This window comes from Pseudomonas sp. IT-P218 (assembly GCF_949767605.1).
GTDB classification, from domain to species: domain Bacteria; phylum Pseudomonadota; class Gammaproteobacteria; order Pseudomonadales; family Pseudomonadaceae; genus Aquipseudomonas; species Aquipseudomonas putida_AE.
Genome location: NZ_CATKQQ010000022.1, coordinates 22344 through 44455 on the forward strand (window position 1 = coordinate 22344; position 22112 = coordinate 44455).

Here is a 22112-nt window from a genome sequence, read left to right on the forward strand (position 1 = left end):
CCACGGCTTGACGCTACAAGATCTTCTATAGCTATTAATCAGAGCCTGACAAATGAACTTCTATGAAATCATCGGTTATGACCGTGACGGAACTGTTCGTGAACTTGATACAGCGCTGAACAAGGGGACGCTCACCACCAGGGATGTAACGTTTTCCGCACTTGGTTTTAATGCTCCGGGCTGGATTGCCGCCTCTTCGATGTCGATTCTTTACTCGATATCGGGCCACCATGCGCCGCTGGCCATATTGATTGCGTACTTCTTCCCCATGCTGGTCATGGCGTTCTGCATGATCTCCCTCACTCGCCAGGCCCCCTCGGCAGGCGGCGTCTTTACCTTCACCTCGCGTTTCCTGCATACCAGCGTCGGGACCATTCTCGGCTGGGCCTACTCCGTTGCCTGTACGGCAGTAATGGCCATGTGCGCAATCATCGGCACCGAATATATCCAGGCGCTGTTCCCGGCCCTGGCGGGTGCGCTCAACGCCAAACTGATTGGTACGGGCATGGTCCTGGTCTTCCTGGCCATTTCCTGCAAGGGCGTCAATGCCACCGCGAAAATCGCCAGCATCTTCCTGATTTTCGAGATCGGTGTCGTTGCCGGGCTCGGGTTGATGGGCATCATCGACCCTCAGGTACCGGACCTGTCGGTGCTGTCCATGTACACGCCAGAAGGGGCGGACGGTTGGTCAGCCATCGGGCCAGGGGTGCTGTTCGGTGTATGGATGCTCGCCAACTTCGATTCGGCGATCAACTACATCGAGGAGTCGCGGATTCCGGTTCGTACCGTGCAACGCTCCATGTTGCTCGTGCTGACGTCCGCCTTCGTCATCTACACCCTCGCGGCCATCGGCTGGCAGTACGCCGTGCCCGTGGAGACACTGGCGGCCATCATCGAGGACGGCAACGGTGGGCCAATCGCCGCGGTGGCAAACGTCTACTTGCCACCGGCCCTGGCCTGGATTGCCTTGTTCGTGGTGATTACGTCGGCCTGTGCCGGCATGCAGATCTCTTCGAGTGCAGCGGCGCGCACGCTTTATCGCATGAGTGAAGAAGGGCATCTGCCGTTGGCGCTCAGTGCCGTCAACAAGACCAAGTCGCCCTGGCTCGCCAGCGTGATCGTCGCGGCCGTCGCCATTGCACTGCTGTGGTGGAAGCCGCTGGACAAGATCGTCTGGTACTACGACGTGGTGACTATCACGCTGGTGATGTCCTACATGGCCGCCATTGCTGCCTTCATTGTCATGACGTTCCGCCGTCAGCGTTTGGCAATCGCGTTCGCACTGTCGATCCCTGCAACTCTCGCCATTCTCGTCCTGGGATACATCGGTTACACCGCCGGCGCCAATCCGGTCTCGCCAGAGGATCAATACACGGCCTGGTACCTGGGCGCGCTGACGATACTGTCTGGCGCACTGATCCTGGTCTGGCAATCGCGTGTCTCCAGGAAACCCGTACTTTCCAAAGCCTGATTTGCACGCACGGCTTTCATCTAAAAAATCATGGGAGAACTTATGAAACGTGTAGTCGTTATCACGGGCGCTGCAAGGGGTATTGGGCTGGCCATCGCCAGGCGTTTTGCGGCAAGTGGTGATCATCTGGTGCTCAACTACTTCGACACCAGGGATCAACTGGACGAGGTCATCCGCACAGCCGAAGCCAACGGTGGCGACGGGATCACCATTCAGGCGGATATCAGTAACCCCGAATCCGCAGCCGGCATTCTTCGCGAGGCGGAGAGCCGCTACGGCCGGGTCGATATCCTGGTCAACAATGCCGGGAGACTGGTGTCGGCGACAGTCGAGCAAACGACCTGGGCGCAGTGGGAGCAGATGATCAGTACCAACCTCGGCGGGACCTGGGCCTGCATGCAGGCGGTGTTGCCGGGCATGCTCGCACGCGGTCAGGGGCGGATCATCAACATCAGCTCCGAGCTGGGGCTGATCGGCTTCCCGACCTATGCCGCGTACTGCGCTTCCAAGGGCGGGGTGATCGCGCTGACCAAGGCGGTCGCCAAGGAAGTGGCCCCCAAAGGTGTACTGGTCAACTCGGTGGCGCCGGGGCCGATCGAGACCGACATGCTGATCAACGACACCCTCGAATTCAACGATGAAACCCGTGCGAGCCTGCCATTGAGGCGCTTTGGCAAGCCGGATGAAATCGCCGCCATGGTCGAAGCCCTGGCCGGGCCCGCCGGTGATTACATGGTTGGACAGATCATCAGCCCCAATGGCGGCGCTGCGATCTAGCTGGGTGTCTTGAAGTTTGACTTCACCGCTAATAACAAGAAGGAAACAACATGAGCGCTGTAATGATTACCGGTGGTTTGGGCTATGTGGGCAGATACCTGACGAAAAAGCTCAGCGAGCAAGGCGTCAAGGTGGTGAGTTACAACCGTGACTACTCCGAAGCCAGGTCCGAGTTCATGACCCCTGTGCAGGGAGAGTTGTTCGATATCCCGCGGATTGTCAGGACCATCCAGGAACATGGTATTGATCGTGTCATTCACACCGCGGCCATGTCCCATCCCGACTTGTCCATCGACCTGCCCATCACGACGGTGACGGCGAACATCGATGGCACCATCCATTTGCTTGAAGCCATGCGCCTGGCGGGCATCAAGAAGTTGGTCAACTTTTCTTCGGAAACGGTCTATGGACATTACGAAGGAGAGATCAATGAGCAAACACCGACTTACCCGACAACGCCCTACGGCGTCACCAAGATTGCCACCGAGCACTTTGGCCGGGTCTACAACGATCTCTATGGCATGGAAGTGATTTCCCTGCGAATCGCCGAAGTGTATGGCCCGGAAAACAAGATGCCCCAGGTGCTCAGGGACATCCTCAAAACCGTCCACCGTGGTGAAACATTTACCTTGGCTTCGGGCGGCGATCACAGGTTCCACTACATCCACGTGGAAGACGTCGTGCGTGCCGTATTGATGGCGGCCGAAACCCGGGACCTCAAAGGCGGCGTCTTCAATATTGCCGGCGATCGCTCCTGGACGCTGCATCAAGCCGTTGAAATCATCCGCAAGATCATTCCCCAAGCACGCATCGAAGTGGGCGGCGGTTATTGGCATCTCGATCGCCATGGCGAATGGGACCTGAGTGCCGCCGAGCGGGAGTTGGGTTATCGCGCGCAGTGGTCGCTGGAAAAAGGACTCACCCATTATTCCAACTGGTTGGTCGATCACGAGTATTGATCGGGCGCTGGGTCGCTGTTGGTGAACGTTCAATACTCACGGGTGATTAAGCATGATTGAAAATCCGATTGTCTGGCCAAACGGTGCACGCTGCGCCGTGGCCTTTACCTTTGATATGGATGCAGACAGCATTCTGCATGTGGCGCACCCCAAGGATTCCGCGACACGGGTTGCGAGTATTTCGATGCTGCACTACGGCCCTAAAGTGGCGATACCAAGGATCCTGGAAACCTATCGACGCTTCGAGATCAAGCAGACGTTTTTCATTCCCGCCTGGTGCATCGAGCAATACCCGCAGGCCATCGAGGCGATCGTCGAAGGTGGGCACGAAATTGCCCACCACGGCTATATCCATGAGCATCCCAACGAGCTGAGTCGGGAAGAGGAAGCCTATTGGCTCGATCGTGGTTGCGACACCATCAAGCGCTTTACCGGTCAGGCACCGCGCGGCTGGCGGGCGCCGCTTTACAACATGTCAGAGCACTCGGCTGACCTGTTGATCGAACGCGGTTTCAGTTATGACGCCTCCTTGATGGGCGATGATGTGCCTTATCTGTTGCGCACGGGAGCGGGGGACTTGGTGGAGCTGCCGTCAAGCTGGGCGCTGGATGACTGGCCGCAGTACATGCACAGCATCGACCTGGATTTCCAGATGCCGATCCAGTCGCCGCAACGCGCCGTCGAGGTGTTCAAGGCCGAGTTCGATGCCGCCTGGGAGTATGGCGCGCTCTTCGTGCCGGTCTGGCATCCGTTCCTTTCCGGTCGATTGTCACGCTGGCATGAGGTGTCGAAGCTGATCGAATACATGATGGCCAAGGGTGATGTCTGGTTTGCCCGGATGGACGAGATCGCCGCGCATGTCCAGCGCAGTGTCGCCACGGGGGCCTACAAACCACGGATCGACAAGCTGCCGTATTACCAGGGACCGGTTATAGCTCACCGATAGCAGGGGGAGGCGACCCTCGAGGGAGGGTCGCTGCTCTGCCTGAGCCCCGGTCATTGCGGCCACTGCTCAAGCAGTATCGACACGAACTTTTCTGCGGCCGGGGAGAGTGAAGCGCCCCGTCGATAGACAAGCCCCAACGACCGATTGACCACGGGGTCGATGAGAGGAACGCTGACCAGTGTTGGATGATCGCCTGCGGGCATCGCCAGGCTGGGCATCGCCGACACGCCTAGCCCTGCTTCGACCAATCCCAATGACGTGGAAAGATGCTGCACTTCGTAGAACCACTGCGGACGCCAGCTCAGGCCTGACAGCGCGTGATCCAGCAGCATGCGGTTGCCGCTCAGCCGCCCCACGCCGATCAACCGATAGTCACCCAGTTCAGACCAACTGACCGAACTGCGCCCGGCCAACTCATGGTCGCGCCGGCAGGCGAGGACAAAGGGTTCGTTGACCAAGGGCACGAACTCGATGTCGGGGTGCTGGCCGCTCATCATGTTGATGCCAAAATCCGCTTCACCGCGCAGCACCGCTTCCAGGCCTTCATTGGCACTCAGGTCGAGCAGGCGAATGCGGATTTTCGGGTAACGTTCGTTGTAGATGCGGATCACCGAGGGCAGGAAGTAGAACGCCGCGGTGGGGATGCAGGCGAGCGTTACCCGACCGATCTGCCGTTCCGCCAATTCGCGGATATTGAGAATCGAGTCGTCGAAGTCGTCCAGCAATCGACGTGCCTTGGGCAGGAAATCACGTCCGACGCTGGTCAGGCTGACCTTGCGCGTTGTTCGATCGAGCAGCGCGGTGCCCAGCCCCTCCTCGAGTTTCTTGATCCGCCGGCTCAAGGCGGGCTGCGACAGATGCAAGGCTTCTGCGGCTTCGTGAAAGCTGCCCAGCTCAGCGATTTTTACAAAGGACCTGATGTCCTGAAGCTCATATTCCATGTGCTTGTCTCACCCAAAAGAGGCTTGGCCACGGCCGGAAAGATTCATTCGTGAAGTGGAATAATAGCGCCAATCTTTGCATTGGAAACACCAGTGCTTCCCTGTCACTCTTGTTTGCAAGACATCAATTAACCCGATTGATCAACAAGAGTGATAAGCCATGCAACGTATTCCTTGTGTTCTCATGCGCGGTGGTACCTCCAAGGGCCCGGTATTTCTCGCTTGGGATCTACCGGTCTGCGTTAAAGAGCGCGATGAACTGTTGCTCTCGGTGATGGGCTCCGGTCACGAACTGGAGATTGACGGCATCGGCGGCGGCAGCCCGCAGACCAGCAAGGTCGCGATCGTCAGCCCTTCGTTGCATCCCGAGGCGGACGTCGATTACCTGTTCGTCCAGGTCATGGTGTCCCAGCGTCGGGTCGACACGGCGCCCAACTGCGGCAACATGCTCTGCGCCGTCGGCCCATTTGCCATCGAGCAGGGCCTGGTCAAGGCAGCCGGCGACTCCACCCGGGTGCGCATTCGCAACCTCAACACCGGCACCTTCGTCACCTCCGACGTGCTGACGCCCAACGGCAAAGTCAGCTACGAGGGCGACACGGTCATCGATGGCGTGCCGGGCAGCGCGGCCCCGGTGCAGTTGACCTTCCTCGATGCGGCCGGCAGCAAGACCGGCAAGCTTTTCCCCACCGGCAACACCCTGGATGTGTTCGACGGGGTGCCTGTGACCTGCATCGACATGGCCATGCCGATGGTGATCATCGAGGCCCGTCATCTGCACAAGCGCGGCGATGAAACCCCGGCCGAGCTGGACGCCGACAAGGATTTCCTGCGTCGGCTCGAAGCCTTGCGGTTGCAGGCGGGAAGGGCGATGGGGCTGGGCGATGTCAGCGACAAGGTCATCCCCAAGCCGGTGCTGGTGTCCCCGGCCAAGGCCGGTGGCACCCTGCAGGTTCGCTACTTCATGCCCCACAACTGCCATCGCGCGCTGGCCATTACCGGCTCCATCGGCCTGGCGACGGCCTGTGTCAGCGAAGGCAGCGTCGTCGCACGGATGCTCGGCAACAGCGGTGGTCCGCGCCTGCAACAGGTGCGTATCGAGCACCCGAGCGGCGGCATCGATGTGGTGTTGTCCTACATCGGCGACAACGGCCAGACCATCCGTGCCTCGGTTGTGCGCACCGCGCGACGGCTGTTTTCCGGTTTCGTCTATGCCCCGGCTTCCCAGCGACTCGCCGGGTAGTGATCTGACGCTGCCTGGGTTTGCATCAGCACAATTCTAAAAATGGGTGATGCCATGAAAATCTTAAAATCGCTCTACTTTCAAATCCTCTGCGCGGTCCTGCTCGGTGTCGTGGTCGGGCATTTCTGGGGCCAGCAAGCCGTCGCCCTCAAGCCATTGGGGGATGCCTTCATCAAACTGGTGAAGATGATGATTGCCCCGGTGGTGTTCTGCACCATCGTCACCGGCATTGCCGGGATGAGCGACAAGCGCTCGCTCGGGCGCTTGTTGAGCAAGACCATGCTGCTGTTCCTCGGGCTGACGGTGGTCAGCCTGATCATCGGCCTGGTGGCGGTCTACCTGTTCAAGCCGGGCGCGGGAATGAACATCGATCCCAGCCAGTTGAGCACCGCAGGGTTGTCCCAGTACATGGAGTCGGCAGCCAAACTCGGGGTCGTCGAGTTTTTCATGCACATCATCCCCGATACGTTCATCGGTGCGTTCAGCAAAGGCGAAGTGCTGCCGGTGCTGTTTATCGCAGTGCTGTGCGGGTTTGCCCTGTCATCCCTGGGTGAGCGCGGCAAGCCCGTGCTCGATGTACTGGAGGCCGCATCGCAGATGGTCTTCAAGATGTTTTCCTACCTGATGCGCTTTGCGCCGATCGGTGCCTTCGGGGCGCTGGCGTTCACGGTCGGACAGTACGGCATCACCTCGCTGGGCTCCCTGGCAAAGTTGATCATGACCCTGTACATCGCCTGCGCTTTCTTCGTCTTTGTGGTGCTGGGGAGCATTTGCCGCGCCCATGGTTTCAGCCTGTGGAAGTTGCTGCGCTACCTGCGCGAAGAGTTCCTGGTGGTGCTGGGGACGTCTTCCACGGAACCGGTGATGCCACGCATGCTGGAAAAGCTCGAGGCGCTGGGGTGCAGGAAGGGTGTCGTGGGGCTGGTGTTGCCGACGGGGTATTCGTTCAATCTCGATGGCACGGCGATCTACCTGTCGCTGGCGGCGGTCTTCATTGCCCAGGCCTGCAATATCGAGCTGAGCCTCACGCAGACCCTGACCATGCTGGCAATCATGCTGCTGTCCTCCAAAGGCGCCGCAGGGGTCACCGGCAGCGGCTTTGTGGCCCTCGCCTCGACGCTGTCGGTGATCCATGACATTCCGCTGGCGGGCCTGGCCTTGTTGATCGGCATCGATCGTTTCATGTCCGAAGCCCGTGCATTGACCAGCCTGGCCAGCAATGCCGTGGCGACCGTGGTCATCGCCATCTCCGAGAACGCCTGCGACCGTCAGGTGCTGCTCGATACCCTGGACGGAAAAACCTCGACGCCGCTGGCCGGGAACCAGGCCTGGGAGCCGGTGGAAGTCGCCCACCGCAGCTGACCGCTACCCGCAAAACCGTTCATCGCCGCCCATTGCCGGACGTTGCCGATTGCAACGTCTGGTAGTCTCGGGGTCGTTCGCCTGCGCGTCGATCTCGCCATCAATAACAACAAGAGAGATGCCCTATGCTCGCCTTACTCGGCCTGGCCATGGTGGTAGTGTTCACCTACCTGATCATGTCCAAACGCTTGTCGCCCATCGTTGCGTTGACCGTTGTGCCGATCGTCTTTGCCTTGATCGGCGGTTTTGGCGGGTCCACCGGGAAAATGATGCTCGACGGCCTGAAGATGGTCGCGCCGTCGGCCGCGTTGCTGCTGTTCGCGATCCTGTTTTTCGGCTTGATGATCGACTCGGGCCTGTTCGACCCGCTGATCCGCAAGATTCTCAAGCGGGTCAACGGCGACCCGATGAAAATCGCCATCGGCACCGCGCTGCTGTCGTTGACGGTCGCACTGGACGGCGATGGCACGACCACCTACATGATCACCTGCGCGGCGATGCTGCCGTTGTACAAGCGCATCGGCATGAACCCGATGATCCTGGCGACCGTTGCCATGTTGTCGCTGAGCATCATGAGCGGCTTGAGCCCCTGGGGCGGGCCGGCCACCCGGGCGATTGCCGCGCTGGGGGTGGATGCCGGAGAGTATTTCATCCCGTTGTTGCCGACCATGATCGGCGGCGCCGCCTGGGTGGTCTTCACCGCCTTTCTGCTGGGTCGCGCCGAGCGCAAGCGCATCGGTAACATCCAGCTGCAGAGCGGCGGTGGTGATTGCTACATCAAGGCCATTCTTGAAGACACACCGCACAAACGCCCGAAGCTGGCCTACGTGAACCTGATGCTGGTGATCGGCGTGATGATCGCGCTGGTGATGGGCCTGGCCCATTCGGCGATCCTGTTCCTGATCGGTTTTGTCCTGGCGCTGATGATCAACTACCCGCAGCTGGACATCCAAAAGGAACGCATCCTCGCCCATTCCGGCAACGCCATGACCGTGGTCCTGCTGGTGTTCGCCGCCGGTGTCTTCGCCGGGATTTTCTCCGGCACGAAAATGGTCGATGCCCTGGCCCAGACGCTGGTGGAGTGGATTCCACCGTCCTGGGGCCACCTGTTTCCGCTGGTGGTGGCGATTACCAGCATGCCCTTGACCTTCGTGTTGTCCAACGATGCCTATTACTTCGGCGTAGTGCCGATTCTCGCCAACGCAGCGGCCGCCTACGGCATCGACCCGGTGGAAATCGCCCGGGCATCGGTGCTGGGCCAACCGGTGCACCTGATGAGCCCCTTGGTAGCGTCGACCCTGTTGCTGGTGGGCATGGTCGATCGCGATATCGGCGACTTCCAGCGCGCCACCGTGAAATGGGCCGTGCTCACCTCCCTGGTGATCACCGCACTGGCCCTGCTGACCGGCGCCTTGACGCTGTTCTCCTGAGTTATCCCTGACGCACGGCTAGACGCCTGTCCACGCGCCGTTCGCCGGCGCGCGGATTCCTGCATCCTGAAAAACAACAAGAGTAGTTCCGCATGACCCATTCTCTGATTGGCAGGGCGCTTTTACCTCTCCTTGGGGTATTCCCGATTGCCGTGGTTGATGCCAGCGATTTCATCGACGACAGCAAGCAGAAGCTGCAGCTGCGCAATGTCTACTTCAATGAAAACTTTCGTGATGAGCATGGCCTGAGTGCCCGTGCGGCCAGCACCGCAAAAAGTGAGCGCACCGAGTGGGCGCAGGGCTTACTGCTGGATTATCAGTCGGGGTTTACCCCGGGGGCATTGGGTCTGGGCGTCGATGCACTGGGCTTGCTGGGGGTGAAGCTGGACTCGGGGCGAGGGCGCAGCGGTACCGGCCTGTTGCCGGTGCATGACGATGGCCGCGCCGCCGATGAATTCTCCAGCGCCGGCGCCACGGCGAAGATCAGGCTGGCCAAGAGCACCCTCAAGTACGGGACACTGCTGCCCAGGACGCCCGTACTGATCTACAACGATGCACGCCTGTTGCCGCAGACCTATGAGGGCGGCCAGCTGACCAGCACGGATATCGACAACCTGACCCTGACCGGCGGACGCCTGGACCGCTTCAAGCAGCGTGATTCCACGGACAGTGTGTCGATCGTGCCTGATGGCTACTCGGGCGACAGAGGCGGGGACTTCACCTACGCCGGCGCCGACTACAAACTCGGCAAGAACACGCGCCTGAGTTACTTCCACGGCGAGCTGGAAGACTTCTACCGCCAGGACTTCGCCGGCATCCAGCACGATCTGGCGTTAGGTCGCGGGACCCTGACCGGCGACCTGCGCTACTTCAATAGCCACGACGCGGGCCGCGCCTACGCCTCGAAGATTGACAACGACATGCTCAGTGTCCTGGTGTCCTACGCGGTGGCAGGGCACACCTTTGGCGGCGGCTATCAAACCCTCAGCGGTGATGCAGGGCTGCCCTACATCAGCGGTGCCACGGTTTACTCGTTCAGCAACGCCGGTATCGGCAAGTTCATCGAGGAGGACGAGAAAACCTGGATGCTCAGCTACGGGTACGACTTTGCGCCCCTGGGCGTCCCAGGCCTGACGTTCCTGACCCGATACCTGAAGGGTAACGATGGCAAGTCCGACACCCGGATCAAGGAATCCGAACGTGACACCGAACTGGCCTACGTGGTCCAGAGCGGTGCGTTCAAAGGCGTCGGTGTAAAGCTGCGCAACTATGTCTACCGCGCGGACTTCGCACGTGGGCGCGACAGCAACCGGATTTACATCACCTATGACATCGCGCTCTGGTAGAGCGCACGTTGGCAGCCTGGCCTGATTGGACCAGGCTGCCTTCACTCGTCCGACGATCCAATGAACTGCCGGTTTTAGCGCTTGATCAGGGAAATCTTCGTACCTTCGATGCTGATCCCGGCCATCAAACCTTGCTGGGAGAAGATGAACGCGTAGGCGTCGTCCTTCAGCGTCGAGCTGGACAGGTTCTTCGAAAGCCCTTCATCCACCACGACCACCGTTGGCCCTACACCGATTTCCCAACCTTTGGTTTCAGTGATGTATTTCACCGCTTTGTCGGTCATCAGGAAAACCACATAGCCATAGGACTGGGCGCCGGCCTGCAAGCCCCAGGAGCCGCCGACGGAGTTGTAGTAATCCACTGCTGTGTTGCCTTTCATCAAGACGCCTTCGCCGTAGCTGCCGCCGAACACCAGGCCCGCCTTGATGATTTTCGGGAAGACCAGTATCGCCTTGGCTTGTTTCCCAATGGTTTCGGCAGCGGGATTGGTCTTGTACAGGGTTTGCAGCGCTTGCTTGGAGTCGGTGGTGAGGTCCTCGGCGGTCGCGGCGCCTGCCGTATTCAGGAAACTGGCCGAGGCCAATGCGACAACCGCAAGCAAAGCCGTCAGGAACATCCGTATGGATTGAGTCATTTGCGTACTCCGATAAGGGAGCATTGGATGGCAGTAGCAGTCAGCGCCTACTTGCGGCAGGAACCGAAATCACTGAACGTTATCCGGCGCACCCTGGAATGTGTGGATTTCAAGCGTCGCGGCTGAGTGGAACAAGTGATCAGTTGCGATGCCATCACTTGTTGTGACCACTGAGTGATGGCAGCAGTTCATCACTGCCGTTCGTATTGTCTGTTCCCGGTGGGCGCGCAAGGTGCCGGTTCATTGCGATCGGGCACCTGCGAAGCGAGCGTCAGCCTTTGATGAAGGACAGCAGATCCTGGTTGATCACGTCGGCATGGGTGGTGCACATGCCATGGGGCAGGCCGGGGTAGGTTTTCAACGTGCCCTGTTTGAGCAGCTTGATGGCCAGGTGCGCCGAATCGGCGATCGGCACGATCTGGTCGTCTTCGCCGTGCAGCACCAGGGTCGGCACGTCGATGGCCTTCAAGTCGTCGGTAAAGTCGGTTTCCGAGAAGGCTTTGATGCAGTCGTACTGCGCCTTGGCCCCACCATTCATGCCCTGGCGCCACCAGTTGTCGATGATCGCCTCGGAGACTTTCGCGCCCGGGCGATTGAAGCCATAGAAGGGACCGCTCGGAAAATCACGATAAAATCCTGAACGGTTGTCGGTCAGGGCCTTGCGCAGACCATCGAAGACGTCCAGAGGCAGGCCGCCCGGATTGTTCGCGGTGCGCAGCATGATCGGCGGCACGGCGCCGATCAGCACCGCCTTGGCGACGCGACCGCGGCCATGACGCGCCACATAACGCGCCACCTCACCGCCACCGGTGGAGTGACCGATGTGCACGGCGTTCCTGATGTCGAGATGCGCCATCAGCTGCGCCACGTCGGCGGCATAGGTATCCATCTCGTTGCCCACAGTGGTCTGCGACGAGCGACCGTGGCCGCGGCGATCGTGGGCAATGACACGGAAGCCCTTGCCTGAGAAAAACAGCATCTGTGCATCCCAGTCGTCACTGGACAGGGGCCAGCCATGATGGAACACCAGCGGCTGTCCGGTGCCCCAATCCTTGTAGAAAATCTGCGTGCCGTCCTTGACGGTGAGTATCCCCGACCCGCTGGCATGGCCGTCGTTCTTGCTGCCCGCCGGCACGGCTGCCGGGGTCGATTGCGCAGCGAGCGCAGGTAGCGTCACGGCCAGGGCGGCGGCCATGGCACCGGTGGTCATCAATCCTCTGCGGGTAGTTCCGCTTGTCTCATCAGTCATGATCGACACCTCATGTGTGTTTTGAAGGTAGCGCCGGCGGGGCCCGGGACAGGCCATCCGGCGACGCTTTGGCAGCTCGGAATTTATGGGCAAACCAAGGCACTGAACACTGGACATGGGTGTGTGGGATTAACGCTTTGGTATGGGCAACCCCCCTGTAGGAGCGAGCTTGCTCGCGAAAAACCAGAGAACGCCACGGGGCGTCAGGTTTCCCGCGTCATCGTTAGCGTCCATCGTCGGAGCGTTCCAATTTACCGGGCGGGATGTGGACCTGTACCCGAGCTTTCCCGGAAAGCGTGGGCCTGTCCGAAACGAATGCTTGCGGCCTGAGATTGTCCCCGCCAATATCAATCGCTATCCACCCCTCGGCAGCGCCTGTGAACCGGGCCAACTAATCAGCACATTAGCGAAAAAAAATACCCCTCAGAGAGGGGTACTTGTGTGGTTACAATTTACTGAGGTCCCAAGGCGGGACGCCAGGTGGATCAAAGCTTAGGCAACTGCCCGATACGCCCCATCATCTCGGTCACGATCTGCAGGTCGAGCAGGAACTGCTCGGTGGTCTTGAACTCGTTGTCGTTGTGACCGGTGTATTTGACGTCCGGCATGGCCAGGCCGAACTGCACGCCGTTGGGCAGTTCATGCACCGAAGTGGCGCCGGCGGAGGTGCCGAACTTGTGCTCCATGCCGAGGTTTTCGCTGGCCACGGCGAGCAGGGCCTTGACCCATTCACCCTCGGGATTGCGGAACATCGGTTCGGCGATGGAGTAGTCGAAGGCCGGGGCGATCTTGCTCTGCTTGCTCCAGGCATCCAGTTTTGTAGCGATTTCAGTCTTGAGCGTTTCCGGCGATTTGCCCTTCGGCACGCGCAGGTTGACCGCCAGCTTGAAGGCTTTTTCATCCATTCCGACATAGGTCAGGGAGGTGGTCAGCGGTCCCATGAACTCATCGGAGAAACCCACCCCCAACTTGCCACCCAGGTAGTCCAGCCCCCAGTTGTCGGCGGCGTAGCGGGCGGCGTCGGTGATGTGGTTGTGCCTGAGTGCGACCTTGCCGTCGAGGCTGTTGATGAAGTCGAGCATCCTGGCCACCGGGTTGACACCGGACTCGGGCTCGGAGGAGTGGGCGGAGACGCCGGTGACGGTCAGCTTGACGTCCTTGCCGTCCACCTTGGCGGTGACTTCGAAGTTGCCGCCATTGCGCTTGGCATACTCGCTGCCGGCCTTTTGCAGGCTGGCGGCCAGCTCTGCGGGCTTGTCTGTCACCAGGGTGGCGACCGAGGTCGACGGAATCTGGTTGGTGGCCAGGCCGCCGGTCATCGAGGTGATTTCGGCGCCCTTGCCCTGACCCTTGCGCTTGGCGAAGCTGGCCATGACGGTGCCGTAGCCTTTCTCGGCGATCACCACCGGGTAGCCGCCGTCCAGCGCCAGGTTGTAGTTGGGCGTCGGGTTGCGTTCGAAGTAGTAGGGAATGGCGTCGCCCGTGGTTTCCTCGGTGGTGTCCACCAGCAGCTTGAAGTTGCGTGCCAGCGGCAGCTTTTCTTCCTTGATGACCTTCATGGCGTAGAGCGCGACCACGATGCCGTTCTTGTCATCCTCGGTGCCCCGGCCATACATGCGGTCGCCGACCAGGGTCACCTTGAACGGATCGAGCCGGGTGCCATCCTGTAGCACCCAGTTTTCTGGCGTCACCGGCACCACGTCGGCATGGGCGTGAATGCCCACGACTTCATCGCCCGTACCTTCCAGCGAGATTTCATAGACGCGGTTGTCGATGTTGCGAAAGTTCAGGTTGAACGCCTTGGCCAAGCTCTCGATCTTCCCGGCGATCTTGATGAACTCGGGATTGTCGTGCTGGGCAACGCCCTCGACGCGCACGGTGGGGATGGCCACCAGTTCACGCAGGGTTTCGGTGGCCGCGCTGCCGTACTTGATCCGGGTATAGAGGCCGAGCAGGCGGTGGATTTCGTTTTGCTGTTCAGGCGTCAGCGTCTTGTTGTCCTGGAAGGCACTGATGGCCGGGCCGAGGTTGTCCGTCTTGGCGACGTCGCTCTTGGCCAGGCTGGCCAGGAACTGGCGGAAATCCGTGACCGAGGCATCACTGAACGTCTTGAGGATGATCGCGCTCTGTTGCGGGGTGATGTTGGCCTGTGCAGCAAGGGTGAACGACGACAGGCTGGCGAACATCAGGGTGGCCGCGGCCAGTTTTTTGAGTGAAAAGTCCATTGCTGGAGGCATTCCTTTGCAGGTGGGTTGTAGGAAACTTCTGATCGTTTAGTCAGAAAGATCTGCAAACTTACACCGCGAAGGTGGGATGGGGCAGCCCCTGAAGTGGGATCTGTCGCACAGAAATGCAAAAGCGGCGCAGAATCGAAAAACCTGAGTGTCGATGTTTAATCTCGTTCAACAGCGTGCACGAACACGGCTTGCTGCGCGGCGTTCCGGCGATGGCGGCCACAGGATCGCTATCGCCGGCAAGCCGTGCGCCTACATATTGCCCATCAGCCTCTCAACCGAAATGACAATGCCTGAGTAGGTGCAGAAATCGTTGCGCCTCCCGTTTGCTGTGCCAGTTCGGCGACCGGGATATGGCAACGAATGAACCCGCTGCGGGTTTTCTGCGAAGGCGGGCGGACCTGCGCGCATAGCTCTCCGAGCTGCCTGGGGCAGCGACCCGCCAGGGGGCATCCCTGACCCGCAATGGAGGGCGAGCCTGGCATGGCTGGCGGTGGCGGCACGTAGTTATCCTTGCACAGGCCCGGGGCCGCGTGCAGGAGCATTTCGGTATAGGGGTGCAAGGGCGAATCGAAGAGCGCGTCGGTGGCGACCCGCTGCATCAGTTCCCCGCGATACAGCACCGCGACCTGGTCGGCCAATTGCCGCACGACCGCCAGGTCGTGGGAGATGAACAGCATCGCGACGCCGTGCTGCTGCTTGAGCGCCAGCAGCAGTTCGACGATTCTGGTTTGCACCGATACATCCAGCGCCGAAAGAATTTCATCGCAGATCAACAGCTTTGGATTGACCAGCAACGCCCGTGCAATCGCCACCCGTTGCCGTTCGCCGCCGGACAACTGTTCGGGAAACCGACTGAGGTACCCCCCATGCAATCCGACACTTTCCAGAACCGTCTCCAGGGTGTCGGGTTTCAATTCGATGCCGAAATGACGCAGTGGCCGCTCAAGGATGGCGCGGATACTGCGGCGCGGATTGAGTGACGCATCGGGGTTCTGGAAGATGTACTGAATCTGCCGCAACTGCTGCACGGACCTGCCGGCGAGTGTCGGGGCCAGGGTCTGGCCGTCGACGCTGATGCTGCCTGACACCGGCGCGAGCCGGCCGCTGATGGCGCGGGCGATGGTGGATTTGCCGCTGCCGGATTCGCCCACCAACGCCACGATCTCACCGGTGTGCAACTCAAGGTCGATGTCACGCGCGATGGGGACGATTTTCTTGCCCAGCCACTGGGTGAACAAACCCGGCTGCGCGTAGGACAGCGAGAGTTCGTCCACCGACAGCACCTTGTGCGCATCGCGTTTGGTAGCGAGGGCGATCACCGGCGCAGGTGTCGGGGCTTGGGCGGCGGCCACGTCGGACCAACGCATGCAGGCGACCGATTGCGCATCGGCCACCGGTATGAGGTGCTGCGGGGTCGTGCGACAGTCGGGGGTGGCGAAGTCGCAGCGCGGTTCGAACTTGCAGCCCTCGGCCATCTGGTCGCGCCGCAACATGCCGCGCAGGCCGCGCGCACCGCCATGGCCGTGCAGCACTGTGGGGATCGAGGCGATCAGCCCGCGCGAATAGGGGTGGGCTGGGTGCGCCAGCAACTGATCGCAACGCGCGACCTCGACCAGTTTGCCGGCATACATGACGCCAATGCGATCGGCGATTTGCGCGAGCAACGCGAGGTCATGGGTGACGTAGAGCATCGCCATGCCGATGCGGGTGCGCAGATCTGACAGCAGCTGGATGATCTGGCGCTGAGTGGTGACGTCCAGTCCCGTGGTCGGCTCGTCGAGCACCAGTAGATCCGGGTTGCAGGCCACGGCCATGGCGATCGTCACACGTTGCTGCTGACCGCCGGACAACTCATGGGGATAGCGCCGGCTGACATCGGGCAGCCCGACCAGGGCAAACAGCTCGGTGATGCGCTTGTCCATGGATATGCCGTCGGGCAAGGCGCGGTGGGTCGCAATCATCTCGCGGATTTGCCGACCTACGCGCATGCCCGGGCTCAACGCGGTCGTCGGATTCTGCGGGACCAGTGCGATGCGGTTGCCGCGAAGCGTTGCCAGCGCACGGGTGTCGAGCTTGAGCAGGTCGGTGTCTTCGAACACCACCTGGCCGGTCTGCACGCGGCTGTTGCCGGCACCATAGCCGAGCAGCCGATAGGCGACCGTGGATTTTCCGCAACCCGACTCGCCGACGAGGCCGAATGTCTCGCCCCGGGCAATGTCGAAGCAAACCCCTTCCACGACATCGGTCCATCCGGTTTGGCCGGCGTAGGCGATGCCGAGGTTTTGAATCTCGATCAGCTTGGTCATGGTTCCAACCTCTTTATTGTTATTCATGCACCGACCACTGAGCGTTGGCCGAGCATTCTCGATAACCCGTCGGTAAAGAGATTGAGGCCCACCACCAGGGAGGCGAAGCCCAGGCCCGGGCCGAACACCGTCACCGGCGAAGCGATCAGCAGGCCACGGTTCTCGCTGATCATCAGGCCCCATTCCGGTGTGGGCGGGCGGATACCGAAACCGAGGAACCCGAGTGCGCCGATCAGGATGGGCGCATAGCTGATCCGCAGGGAGAACTCGACCAGCAGCACGTTGGCGGTGTTGGGGAGAATTTCCCGCAGGACGATGGACCAGGTTCCCTCACCCCGCAGTTGGGCTGCCGCGACATACTCGCGCGTGGCGATTTCCATCGAGGCCGCCCGTGCAATCCGGGCAATCCGCGGTGCGTAGACCAGCCCGACCACCAGCACGATCAACGCCGGTTCACCGGCCAAGGCAGGGCCGGCAGCAATGATCGTCACCAGCGCCAAGGCGAGGAACGGAATGCTGATCATGGCTTCGACCAGACGCTGCACGATCTCGTCGAACAGGCCGCCGAGATAGCCGGACACCAGACCCAGCGTGGTACCGGCGAGCATGCCCAGCGTCGTGCCGGCCAGGGCCAGCAGCAGGACGATGTGCGCGCCATGCATGAACCGGCTGAGGACATCGCGGCCGATTTGATCGACGCCCATGGGGTGTAGCCACGACATGCCGGAGAGCGGCATGCCGGTGCCCATTTGCGCAAACCCGTAGGGTGTCCAGAACACGCCGAGGAGGGCAAAGAGCACGTGGGCCACGAGGATGATCGAGCCGACCTTGAAGGCACCGGGCATCGCTTGCCAGTGTGCGAGACAAGCCCGGAATGTTTGCGTGGGCGATCCGGACATCGCGTTGGTGAGACTCATCGAGTTGTCCTCAGGCGAGGTTGAAGAAGAACCGCGCCGATGTCGGCCACCAGATTGGCGGCGATGTAGACGGCCGCGCTGATCATCACGGTGGCCTTGATCAAGGGCAGGTCACGCAGTTGCAGGGCATCGATCAGCAGGGTGCCGAAGCCCGGGTAGGAGAAAACCCGCTCGACAATGACCACGCCGCCAATCAGGAAGCCGAGGTTGAGCGCAGTGATGTTGAGCGCCGGAACGATCGCATTGGGCATCGCGTGGCGCCAAAGCACCGCATGGGGGCGCAGGCCTTTCAGTTCGGCCAGGCGCACGTAGTCGGAGCGCAGGACTTCGATCAGGCTGTCGCGCAACACCCGGATGGCATACACCGCCATGATGATGGCGAGGGTCACGGCCGGCAGGATCATGGCGCGCAGGTTGTCCAGCCAGGTGCTGGCATCGGAAACCGTGGCCAGTGCGGGCAGGATGGGCATGGCCACGGCGAAGATGAACAGCAAGATCGTCGCCAGCAGAAAGTCGGGTAGCGACAGCAGTACCAGTGTTACCACCGATATGATGTGGTCGACCTTGCTGCCACGCCGTGTGGCTTGAATCACCGCCGGCACGATGGCCAGTACCAGGTACAGAGCGAAGGCCAGCAGCGACAGCAACAGCGTGTTGATGATGCGTGGGCCCAGCACGTCGGCGATCGGTCGCCCGGTTGCAATCGAAACCCCCAGGTTGCCCTTGAGCAAATCCCCTAGCCAGTGCAGGTAACGACTGAACGGGGGATCACCCAGGTGCAGTTGCGCACGCAGCACTTCCAGCGCCTTGGCGGTGGCGTCGCGGCCGAGGATACGGGTCGCCACATCGCCCGGCAGGGCTTCGAGAATCACGAAAATCAGCACAGAGACCAGCAGCAGCGTGAGCGCCGACAGCATGATCCTACTGATGACAAGCCGCACAATGGTCATTTCGATCCAGCCCCCTGAGTGGTCAAGGTTGAGTCCGACGCCATCCAGTCCGGGAGAAAGGCCGCATCGGTGTCCAGATCGCCTTGCCAGACGTACAGGAGCACCAAAGGCCGGTCTGCTGCGAGCGTGGCATGGGGAATCCACGAAGGATGATGAATGATCTCACCGGCCTGCCGTGATGACCACGCGTCGTCACCGGTTCGCCAGAACGACGGTCCGGTGACGGCATAATAGATTTCGTCGGCCGGGTGGCTATGCAGCGGATAGTGGGTTGCAGGGCCGAGGAACATCAGGCCGAAGGAGATTTCGCTGTCCTTGATCAGCGCCGGTGGTCCGCTCTCGGGCCCGCAGATAACGCCGTAGCCGTAGTTGTTGCCAAAGTCCGCGCTGGGCGGGGCGGCCAGGTAGGTCTCGCTGCGAGTCAGGTGGAGCGCGGGCATGAGCCTGGACAGCGCGTCGGCCAATGGGCAGCCCGAGGCATAAGTCCGTAGTTCGGCCTCACAGGATGTTTGCACAGGCACCCGTGCGGCAGGCACGTCCTGAAGGGCCGACAGGCGCGATTGCAAATAGCGCAGGCGTTTGGCGTGGGATTTTGCGACGGGCTGACCCTCGCGATCCAGCACGTCGGCAAAGCATTGGAGAAATCGGGACAGATTAGAGTGTGTCATTCGCACAGGCTCCTCCCCGGAGCCAGCGGGCTCCGGGATTGGATTGAATTCAAAGGGGACGATTGGGGCGAGGGGCTACTTTGCGCAGTCCAGCTGCGCGTAATCGATGCGGTTGACGTCGACGTTCGGTGAGTAGCCGCTGCAGCCTTTGCGCAGGCCCGCCACGACCGATGAAAACACCGGAAGGATCATGCCGCCTTCCTGTGCAACCATGCGTTGGGCGTCGCGATAGAGCTGGTTGCGCGCTTGTTCATCCGGGGTTTGCCCGGCCTTGGCCACCAGCGCGTCGAAATCCGCGCGTTTCCAGTGAGTCTCGTTCCATTCCGATGCGCTGTTGAGCGACAGCGTCAAGGCTTCTGCCGGTGGACGCGCACTGGTGTAGGAAATGACCGCCGGCTTTTTCAGCCAGATGGTGTCCCAGTAACCCTCGGCCGGCGAGGTAATGACGTTGACTTTTATGCCGGCCGACGCGGCCATCTGGGCATAGACCTGCGCCAGCAACAACATGCCGGGGTAGGAGTCGGACGTATAGAGATCGAAGGCGATGCCGTCAGGATGACCCGCCTCGGCCAGCAAGGCCTTGGCCCGTTTGATGTCTTCTGCGGGCGCTGGTGTATTGAGACCCAGCGGCGAACTCGGTGGTATCGGTGTATCGACACCGACCTCGCCATAGCTCAGCAGCACGGTATTGAGGATGGTTTGACGATCCATGACCAGCTTCATCGCCTCACGCACCTTCACGTTGTCGAAGGGCGCCGTGTCGGTCCAGACCGCGATGTACAGCGAGGTTGCCCCAGGCGTCGATACGAGATCGACCGCCGGGTTGCCTTTGAGCGTGATCAGGCTCGCCGGATCGACCACCAGCGACAGATCGATGGAGCCTGACAAGAGCGCCGACAGCCGTGAGGTGGCTTCGAGACTGGTGGTGATCTCCAGGCAGTCCGCCTTGGGCAAGCCGGCGCGCCAGTAATGCGGGTTGCGCTGCATGACCCGCACCGGACCGTTGGTGGTAAAGGTCTGCTGAACGAATGGTCCGGTTCCGTTGCCCTGGGTGCGCAGGTCCGTGCCCTTGGCGCCCTCGGGAACCATCAATGCATACTTGGTCGCGATCAGCATCGGCAGTTCGACCACCGGGGACTTGACCTTGAAGCGCACGGTGTTCTTGTCGACCGCGGTGATACCGGCGGGGTCGAGGAAGGAGAGGGTGGAAAAACCGCCGGGCGAGATGGCTGGGTCCAGCAGGCGACGATAGGAATAGGCCACATCCGCGGCATCGAAATCGGAGCCGTCGTGGAACTTCACGCCTTCGCGCAAATGGAACGTCCATTCGGTTGCATCGGCGTTCGATTCCCAGGATTGCGCCAGGACCGGTATGGGCATCATGGTGTTGCTACGGTCGACCAGGGGCTCATAGACGGCGCGGATGTGATAGACGCTGTCGGTGCCGATCAACGCGGCGGGGTCCATCGTCTGTTTCTCGCCGTCCGATTCATACCCCAGTACGCGCACGCATTGCTCGGTGGCCAAGACCGTGGGTGACGACAGGAAACATGTTCCGAAAGCCAGTGCAAAAGCTGAGGATGCAAGCAAACTACGTTTCATTTCTGTGCCCCTGGTTTATTTTTATGGGCCGAGTATGTGATTGCGTTGATGGCTGGGCAAACGAGTATATTTAACCCCCGCTTGAATTTTTATAACGTCGCGAGCAAGCATGATTCAAAGATCGCTACCCCCCCTGTCGACGCTGAAAGTCTTCGAATCCGCTGCGCGATTGCGCAGCTTCAAAGGCGCTGCGGAGGAACTGAGCCTGACCCAGTCGGCGATCAGTCACCAGATCGCTTCGCTTGAGCGTTACCTTGGGACGGCGCTCTTTTGCCGATTGCCCGGCCGGGTAGAGCTTAATGAAAAGGGCGAACTGTACTTTCCGGTGATCCAGGATGCGCTGGATCGCATCGCGCTCACCACCGACCTCATCCGTGAGAAGCAGACACAGACGGCCTTGACCGTGCAGGTCTATGTCACCGTGGCCGTGCGCTGGCTCATCCCGAGGCTCCAGGCATTCAAGGAAGCCTCGCCCGGGATTGCGGTCAGCCTGGATGCCAGCCTGCTGGATTGGGAGTTCAATCCAGCTCGCGCCGATGTAGGGATCATCTACACGCGCACGCCTGATCGACCGAACCTTGCGTACACGTTGTTGAAGCAGGAGCGGCTGGTGGCAGTTTGCTCAAAGGACGTTGCCAAGGTGATAACCACACCAGAGGACCTGCGCCAGGTTCCGTTTCTGGCGATATCGGGCACCAATGAAGATTCGTTGATGTGGGCGCAGAGCATCGGTCTTCCCGACCTTGTGCAAAAGAACGCGCCACGATTCGACAGCAGTTTGCTGGCGATTGAAGCGGCCATCAGCGGACAGGGCGTGGTGGTGGTTCCCGAATTCCTGGTGGAGGCCGATCTGCGTACGGGCAGCCTGGTCATACCGGTGCAGACGCAGGTGATGCAGGCCGGAGGTTGGTACCTGGCGCATGTGCAACGCCGGGGCCAGGAGCCGCCGATCCGCTGTTTCCTTGAGTGGATACAGTCGGTGTAGGAGCCGGCTTGCTGCGGGCGGCGTTCCGACGATGGCGGTTTGTCAGGCGACATTTGTGTCGTTTGTAGCTCCGCTTTCGCTGGCAAGC

General features: G+C 60.8%; 18 protein-coding genes. 9 read left to right on the plus strand and 9 right to left on the minus strand.

The genetic code is table 11. The features are described from left to right. Nucleotides 1-52: 52 nt before the first annotated feature. From ACM6I6_RS14310 to ACM6I6_RS14325, 4 genes are read left to right on the plus strand one after another with little or no spacing between them, the layout of a single operon-like run. Nucleotides 53-1471 carry an APC family permease gene (locus ACM6I6_RS14310; protein ID WP_323627104.1) on the plus strand — a complete coding sequence of 473 codons (1419 nt, stop codon included), beginning with the start codon at nt 53-55 and terminating at the stop codon, nt 1469-1471. Nucleotides 1472-1513: 42 nt separating this feature from the next. Next, nucleotides 1514-2248 carry an SDR family NAD(P)-dependent oxidoreductase gene (locus ACM6I6_RS14315; protein WP_414920081.1) on the plus strand — a complete coding sequence of 245 codons (735 nt, stop codon included), beginning with the start codon at nt 1514-1516 and terminating at the stop codon, nt 2246-2248. A 50-nt stretch (nt 2249-2298) separates the two neighbouring features. Continuing rightward, a complete protein-coding gene (locus ACM6I6_RS14320; protein ID WP_414920082.1) occupies nt 2299-3207 on the plus strand; it encodes an NAD-dependent epimerase/dehydratase family protein in 909 nt (302 codons plus the stop codon). A 52-nt stretch (nt 3208-3259) separates the two neighbouring features. Beyond that, nucleotides 3260-4153: a polysaccharide deacetylase family protein gene (locus tag ACM6I6_RS14325; protein ID WP_406591618.1), complete on the plus strand. Its 894-nt coding sequence runs from the start codon at nt 3260-3262 to the stop codon at nt 4151-4153. A gap of 50 nt (nt 4154-4203) precedes the next feature. Here the strand turns inward: ACM6I6_RS14325 and ACM6I6_RS14330 are convergent, their stop codons facing one another. Continuing rightward, entirely contained in the window at nt 4204-5094 is an 891-nt protein-coding gene (locus ACM6I6_RS14330) for a LysR family transcriptional regulator (RefSeq protein WP_274076279.1), read from the minus strand. Between the two features lie 160 nt (nt 5095-5254). Between ACM6I6_RS14330 and ACM6I6_RS14335 the strand changes: the two genes are divergently transcribed. From ACM6I6_RS14335 to ACM6I6_RS14350, 4 genes are all read left to right on the plus strand, one after another. Beyond that, complete coding sequence (locus ACM6I6_RS14335; protein WP_274076280.1) at nt 5255-6337, plus strand: 4-oxalomesaconate tautomerase; 1083 nt, start codon at nt 5255-5257, stop codon at nt 6335-6337. Nucleotides 6338-6379: 42 nt separating this feature from the next. Next, the gene (locus ACM6I6_RS14340; protein ID WP_414920083.1) at nt 6380-7699 is read left to right on the plus strand and encodes a dicarboxylate/amino acid:cation symporter; all 1320 of its coding nucleotides are present in this window, start codon (nt 6380-6382) and stop codon (nt 7697-7699) included. A gap of 125 nt (nt 7700-7824) precedes the next feature. Then, nucleotides 7825-9129 (plus strand): citrate:proton symporter, encoded by a 1305-nt coding sequence (locus ACM6I6_RS14345; RefSeq protein WP_323627110.1) that lies wholly within the window; start codon nt 7825-7827, stop codon nt 9127-9129. A 92-nt stretch (nt 9130-9221) separates the two neighbouring features. Next, on the plus strand, nt 9222-10475 hold the full coding sequence (locus tag ACM6I6_RS14350) for an OprD family porin (protein WP_414920084.1): 1254 nt from the start codon (nt 9222-9224) through the stop codon (nt 10473-10475). Nucleotides 10476-10549: 74 nt separating this feature from the next. On the opposite strand, the gene ACM6I6_RS14355 is transcribed toward ACM6I6_RS14350, so the two are convergent. The 8 genes from ACM6I6_RS14355 to ACM6I6_RS14390 form a co-directional block, all read right to left on the minus strand. After that, nucleotides 10550-11110, minus strand: coding sequence for a lipid-binding SYLF domain-containing protein (locus ACM6I6_RS14355; RefSeq protein ID WP_274076284.1), 561 nt, complete (start codon nt 11108-11110; stop codon nt 10550-10552). A 271-nt stretch (nt 11111-11381) separates the two neighbouring features. Then, a complete protein-coding gene (locus ACM6I6_RS14360) occupies nt 11382-12359 on the minus strand; it encodes an alpha/beta hydrolase (protein WP_323627112.1) in 978 nt (325 codons plus the stop codon). Between the two features lie 485 nt (nt 12360-12844). Then, nucleotides 12845-14584, minus strand: coding sequence for a dipeptidase (locus ACM6I6_RS14365; protein WP_414920085.1), 1740 nt, complete (start codon nt 14582-14584; stop codon nt 12845-12847). 275 nt (nt 14585-14859) lie between these two features. After that, complete coding sequence (locus ACM6I6_RS14370) at nt 14860-16902, minus strand: dipeptide ABC transporter ATP-binding protein (RefSeq protein WP_414920086.1); 2043 nt, start codon at nt 16900-16902, stop codon at nt 14860-14862. Between the two features lie 23 nt (nt 16903-16925). Further along, nucleotides 16926-17819, minus strand: coding sequence for an ABC transporter permease (locus ACM6I6_RS14375; RefSeq protein ID WP_274076288.1), 894 nt, complete (start codon nt 17817-17819; stop codon nt 16926-16928). Continuing rightward, entirely contained in the window at nt 17816-18769 is a 954-nt protein-coding gene (locus ACM6I6_RS14380) for an ABC transporter permease (RefSeq protein ID WP_414920087.1), read from the minus strand. Before ACM6I6_RS14380 ends, ACM6I6_RS14375 begins: the two co-directional genes overlap by 4 nt. Beyond that, nucleotides 18766-19437 carry a dimethylsulfonioproprionate lyase family protein gene (locus ACM6I6_RS14385; protein ID WP_274076290.1) on the minus strand — a complete coding sequence of 224 codons (672 nt, stop codon included), beginning with the start codon at nt 19435-19437 and terminating at the stop codon, nt 18766-18768. The genes ACM6I6_RS14380 and ACM6I6_RS14385 overlap by 4 nt, the downstream gene beginning before the upstream one ends. Before the next feature lie 75 nt (nt 19438-19512). Next, a complete protein-coding gene (locus tag ACM6I6_RS14390; RefSeq protein WP_274076291.1) occupies nt 19513-20946 on the minus strand; it encodes an ABC transporter substrate-binding protein in 1434 nt (477 codons plus the stop codon). A 202-nt stretch (nt 20947-21148) separates the two neighbouring features. Between ACM6I6_RS14390 and ACM6I6_RS14395 the strand changes: the two genes are divergently transcribed. Beyond that, complete coding sequence (locus ACM6I6_RS14395) at nt 21149-22024, plus strand: LysR substrate-binding domain-containing protein (RefSeq protein WP_323606043.1); 876 nt, start codon at nt 21149-21151, stop codon at nt 22022-22024. The last annotated feature ends 88 nt before the right edge of the window (nt 22025-22112 follow it).

Coding starts and splice junctions, on each gene's coding strand:
- ACM6I6_RS14395 (WP_323606043.1), top strand. CDS start 21,149: ATGATTCAAAGATCGCTACCCCCCCTGTCGACGCTGAAAGTCTTCGAA.
- ACM6I6_RS14325 (WP_406591618.1), top strand. CDS start 3,260: ATGATTGAAAATCCGATTGTCTGGCCAAACGGTGCACGCTGCGCCGTG.
- ACM6I6_RS14335 (WP_274076280.1), top strand. CDS start 5,255: ATGCAACGTATTCCTTGTGTTCTCATGCGCGGTGGTACCTCCAAGGGC.
- ACM6I6_RS14355 (WP_274076284.1), bottom strand. CDS start 11,110: ATGACTCAATCCATACGGATGTTCCTGACGGCTTTGCTTGCGGTTGTC.
- ACM6I6_RS14370 (WP_414920086.1), bottom strand. CDS start 16,902: ATGACCAAGCTGATCGAGATTCAAAACCTCGGCATCGCCTACGCCGGC.
- ACM6I6_RS14340 (WP_414920083.1), top strand. CDS start 6,380: ATGGGTGATGCCATGAAAATCTTAAAATCGCTCTACTTTCAAATCCTC.
- ACM6I6_RS14330 (WP_274076279.1), bottom strand. CDS start 5,094: ATGGAATATGAGCTTCAGGACATCAGGTCCTTTGTAAAAATCGCTGAG.
- ACM6I6_RS14345 (WP_323627110.1), top strand. CDS start 7,825: ATGCTCGCCTTACTCGGCCTGGCCATGGTGGTAGTGTTCACCTACCTG.
- ACM6I6_RS14365 (WP_414920085.1), bottom strand. CDS start 14,584: ATGGACTTTTCACTCAAAAAACTGGCCGCGGCCACCCTGATGTTCGCC.
- ACM6I6_RS14385 (WP_274076290.1), bottom strand. CDS start 19,437: ATGACACACTCTAATCTGTCCCGATTTCTCCAATGCTTTGCCGACGTG.
- ACM6I6_RS14320 (WP_414920082.1), top strand. CDS start 2,299: ATGAGCGCTGTAATGATTACCGGTGGTTTGGGCTATGTGGGCAGATAC.
- ACM6I6_RS14350 (WP_414920084.1), top strand. CDS start 9,222: ATGACCCATTCTCTGATTGGCAGGGCGCTTTTACCTCTCCTTGGGGTA.
- ACM6I6_RS14375 (WP_274076288.1), bottom strand. CDS start 17,819: ATGAGTCTCACCAACGCGATGTCCGGATCGCCCACGCAAACATTCCGG.
- ACM6I6_RS14380 (WP_414920087.1), bottom strand. CDS start 18,769: ATGACCATTGTGCGGCTTGTCATCAGTAGGATCATGCTGTCGGCGCTC.
- ACM6I6_RS14310 (WP_323627104.1), top strand. CDS start 53: ATGAACTTCTATGAAATCATCGGTTATGACCGTGACGGAACTGTTCGT.
- ACM6I6_RS14360 (WP_323627112.1), bottom strand. CDS start 12,359: ATGACTGATGAGACAAGCGGAACTACCCGCAGAGGATTGATGACCACC.
- ACM6I6_RS14315 (WP_414920081.1), top strand. CDS start 1,514: ATGAAACGTGTAGTCGTTATCACGGGCGCTGCAAGGGGTATTGGGCTG.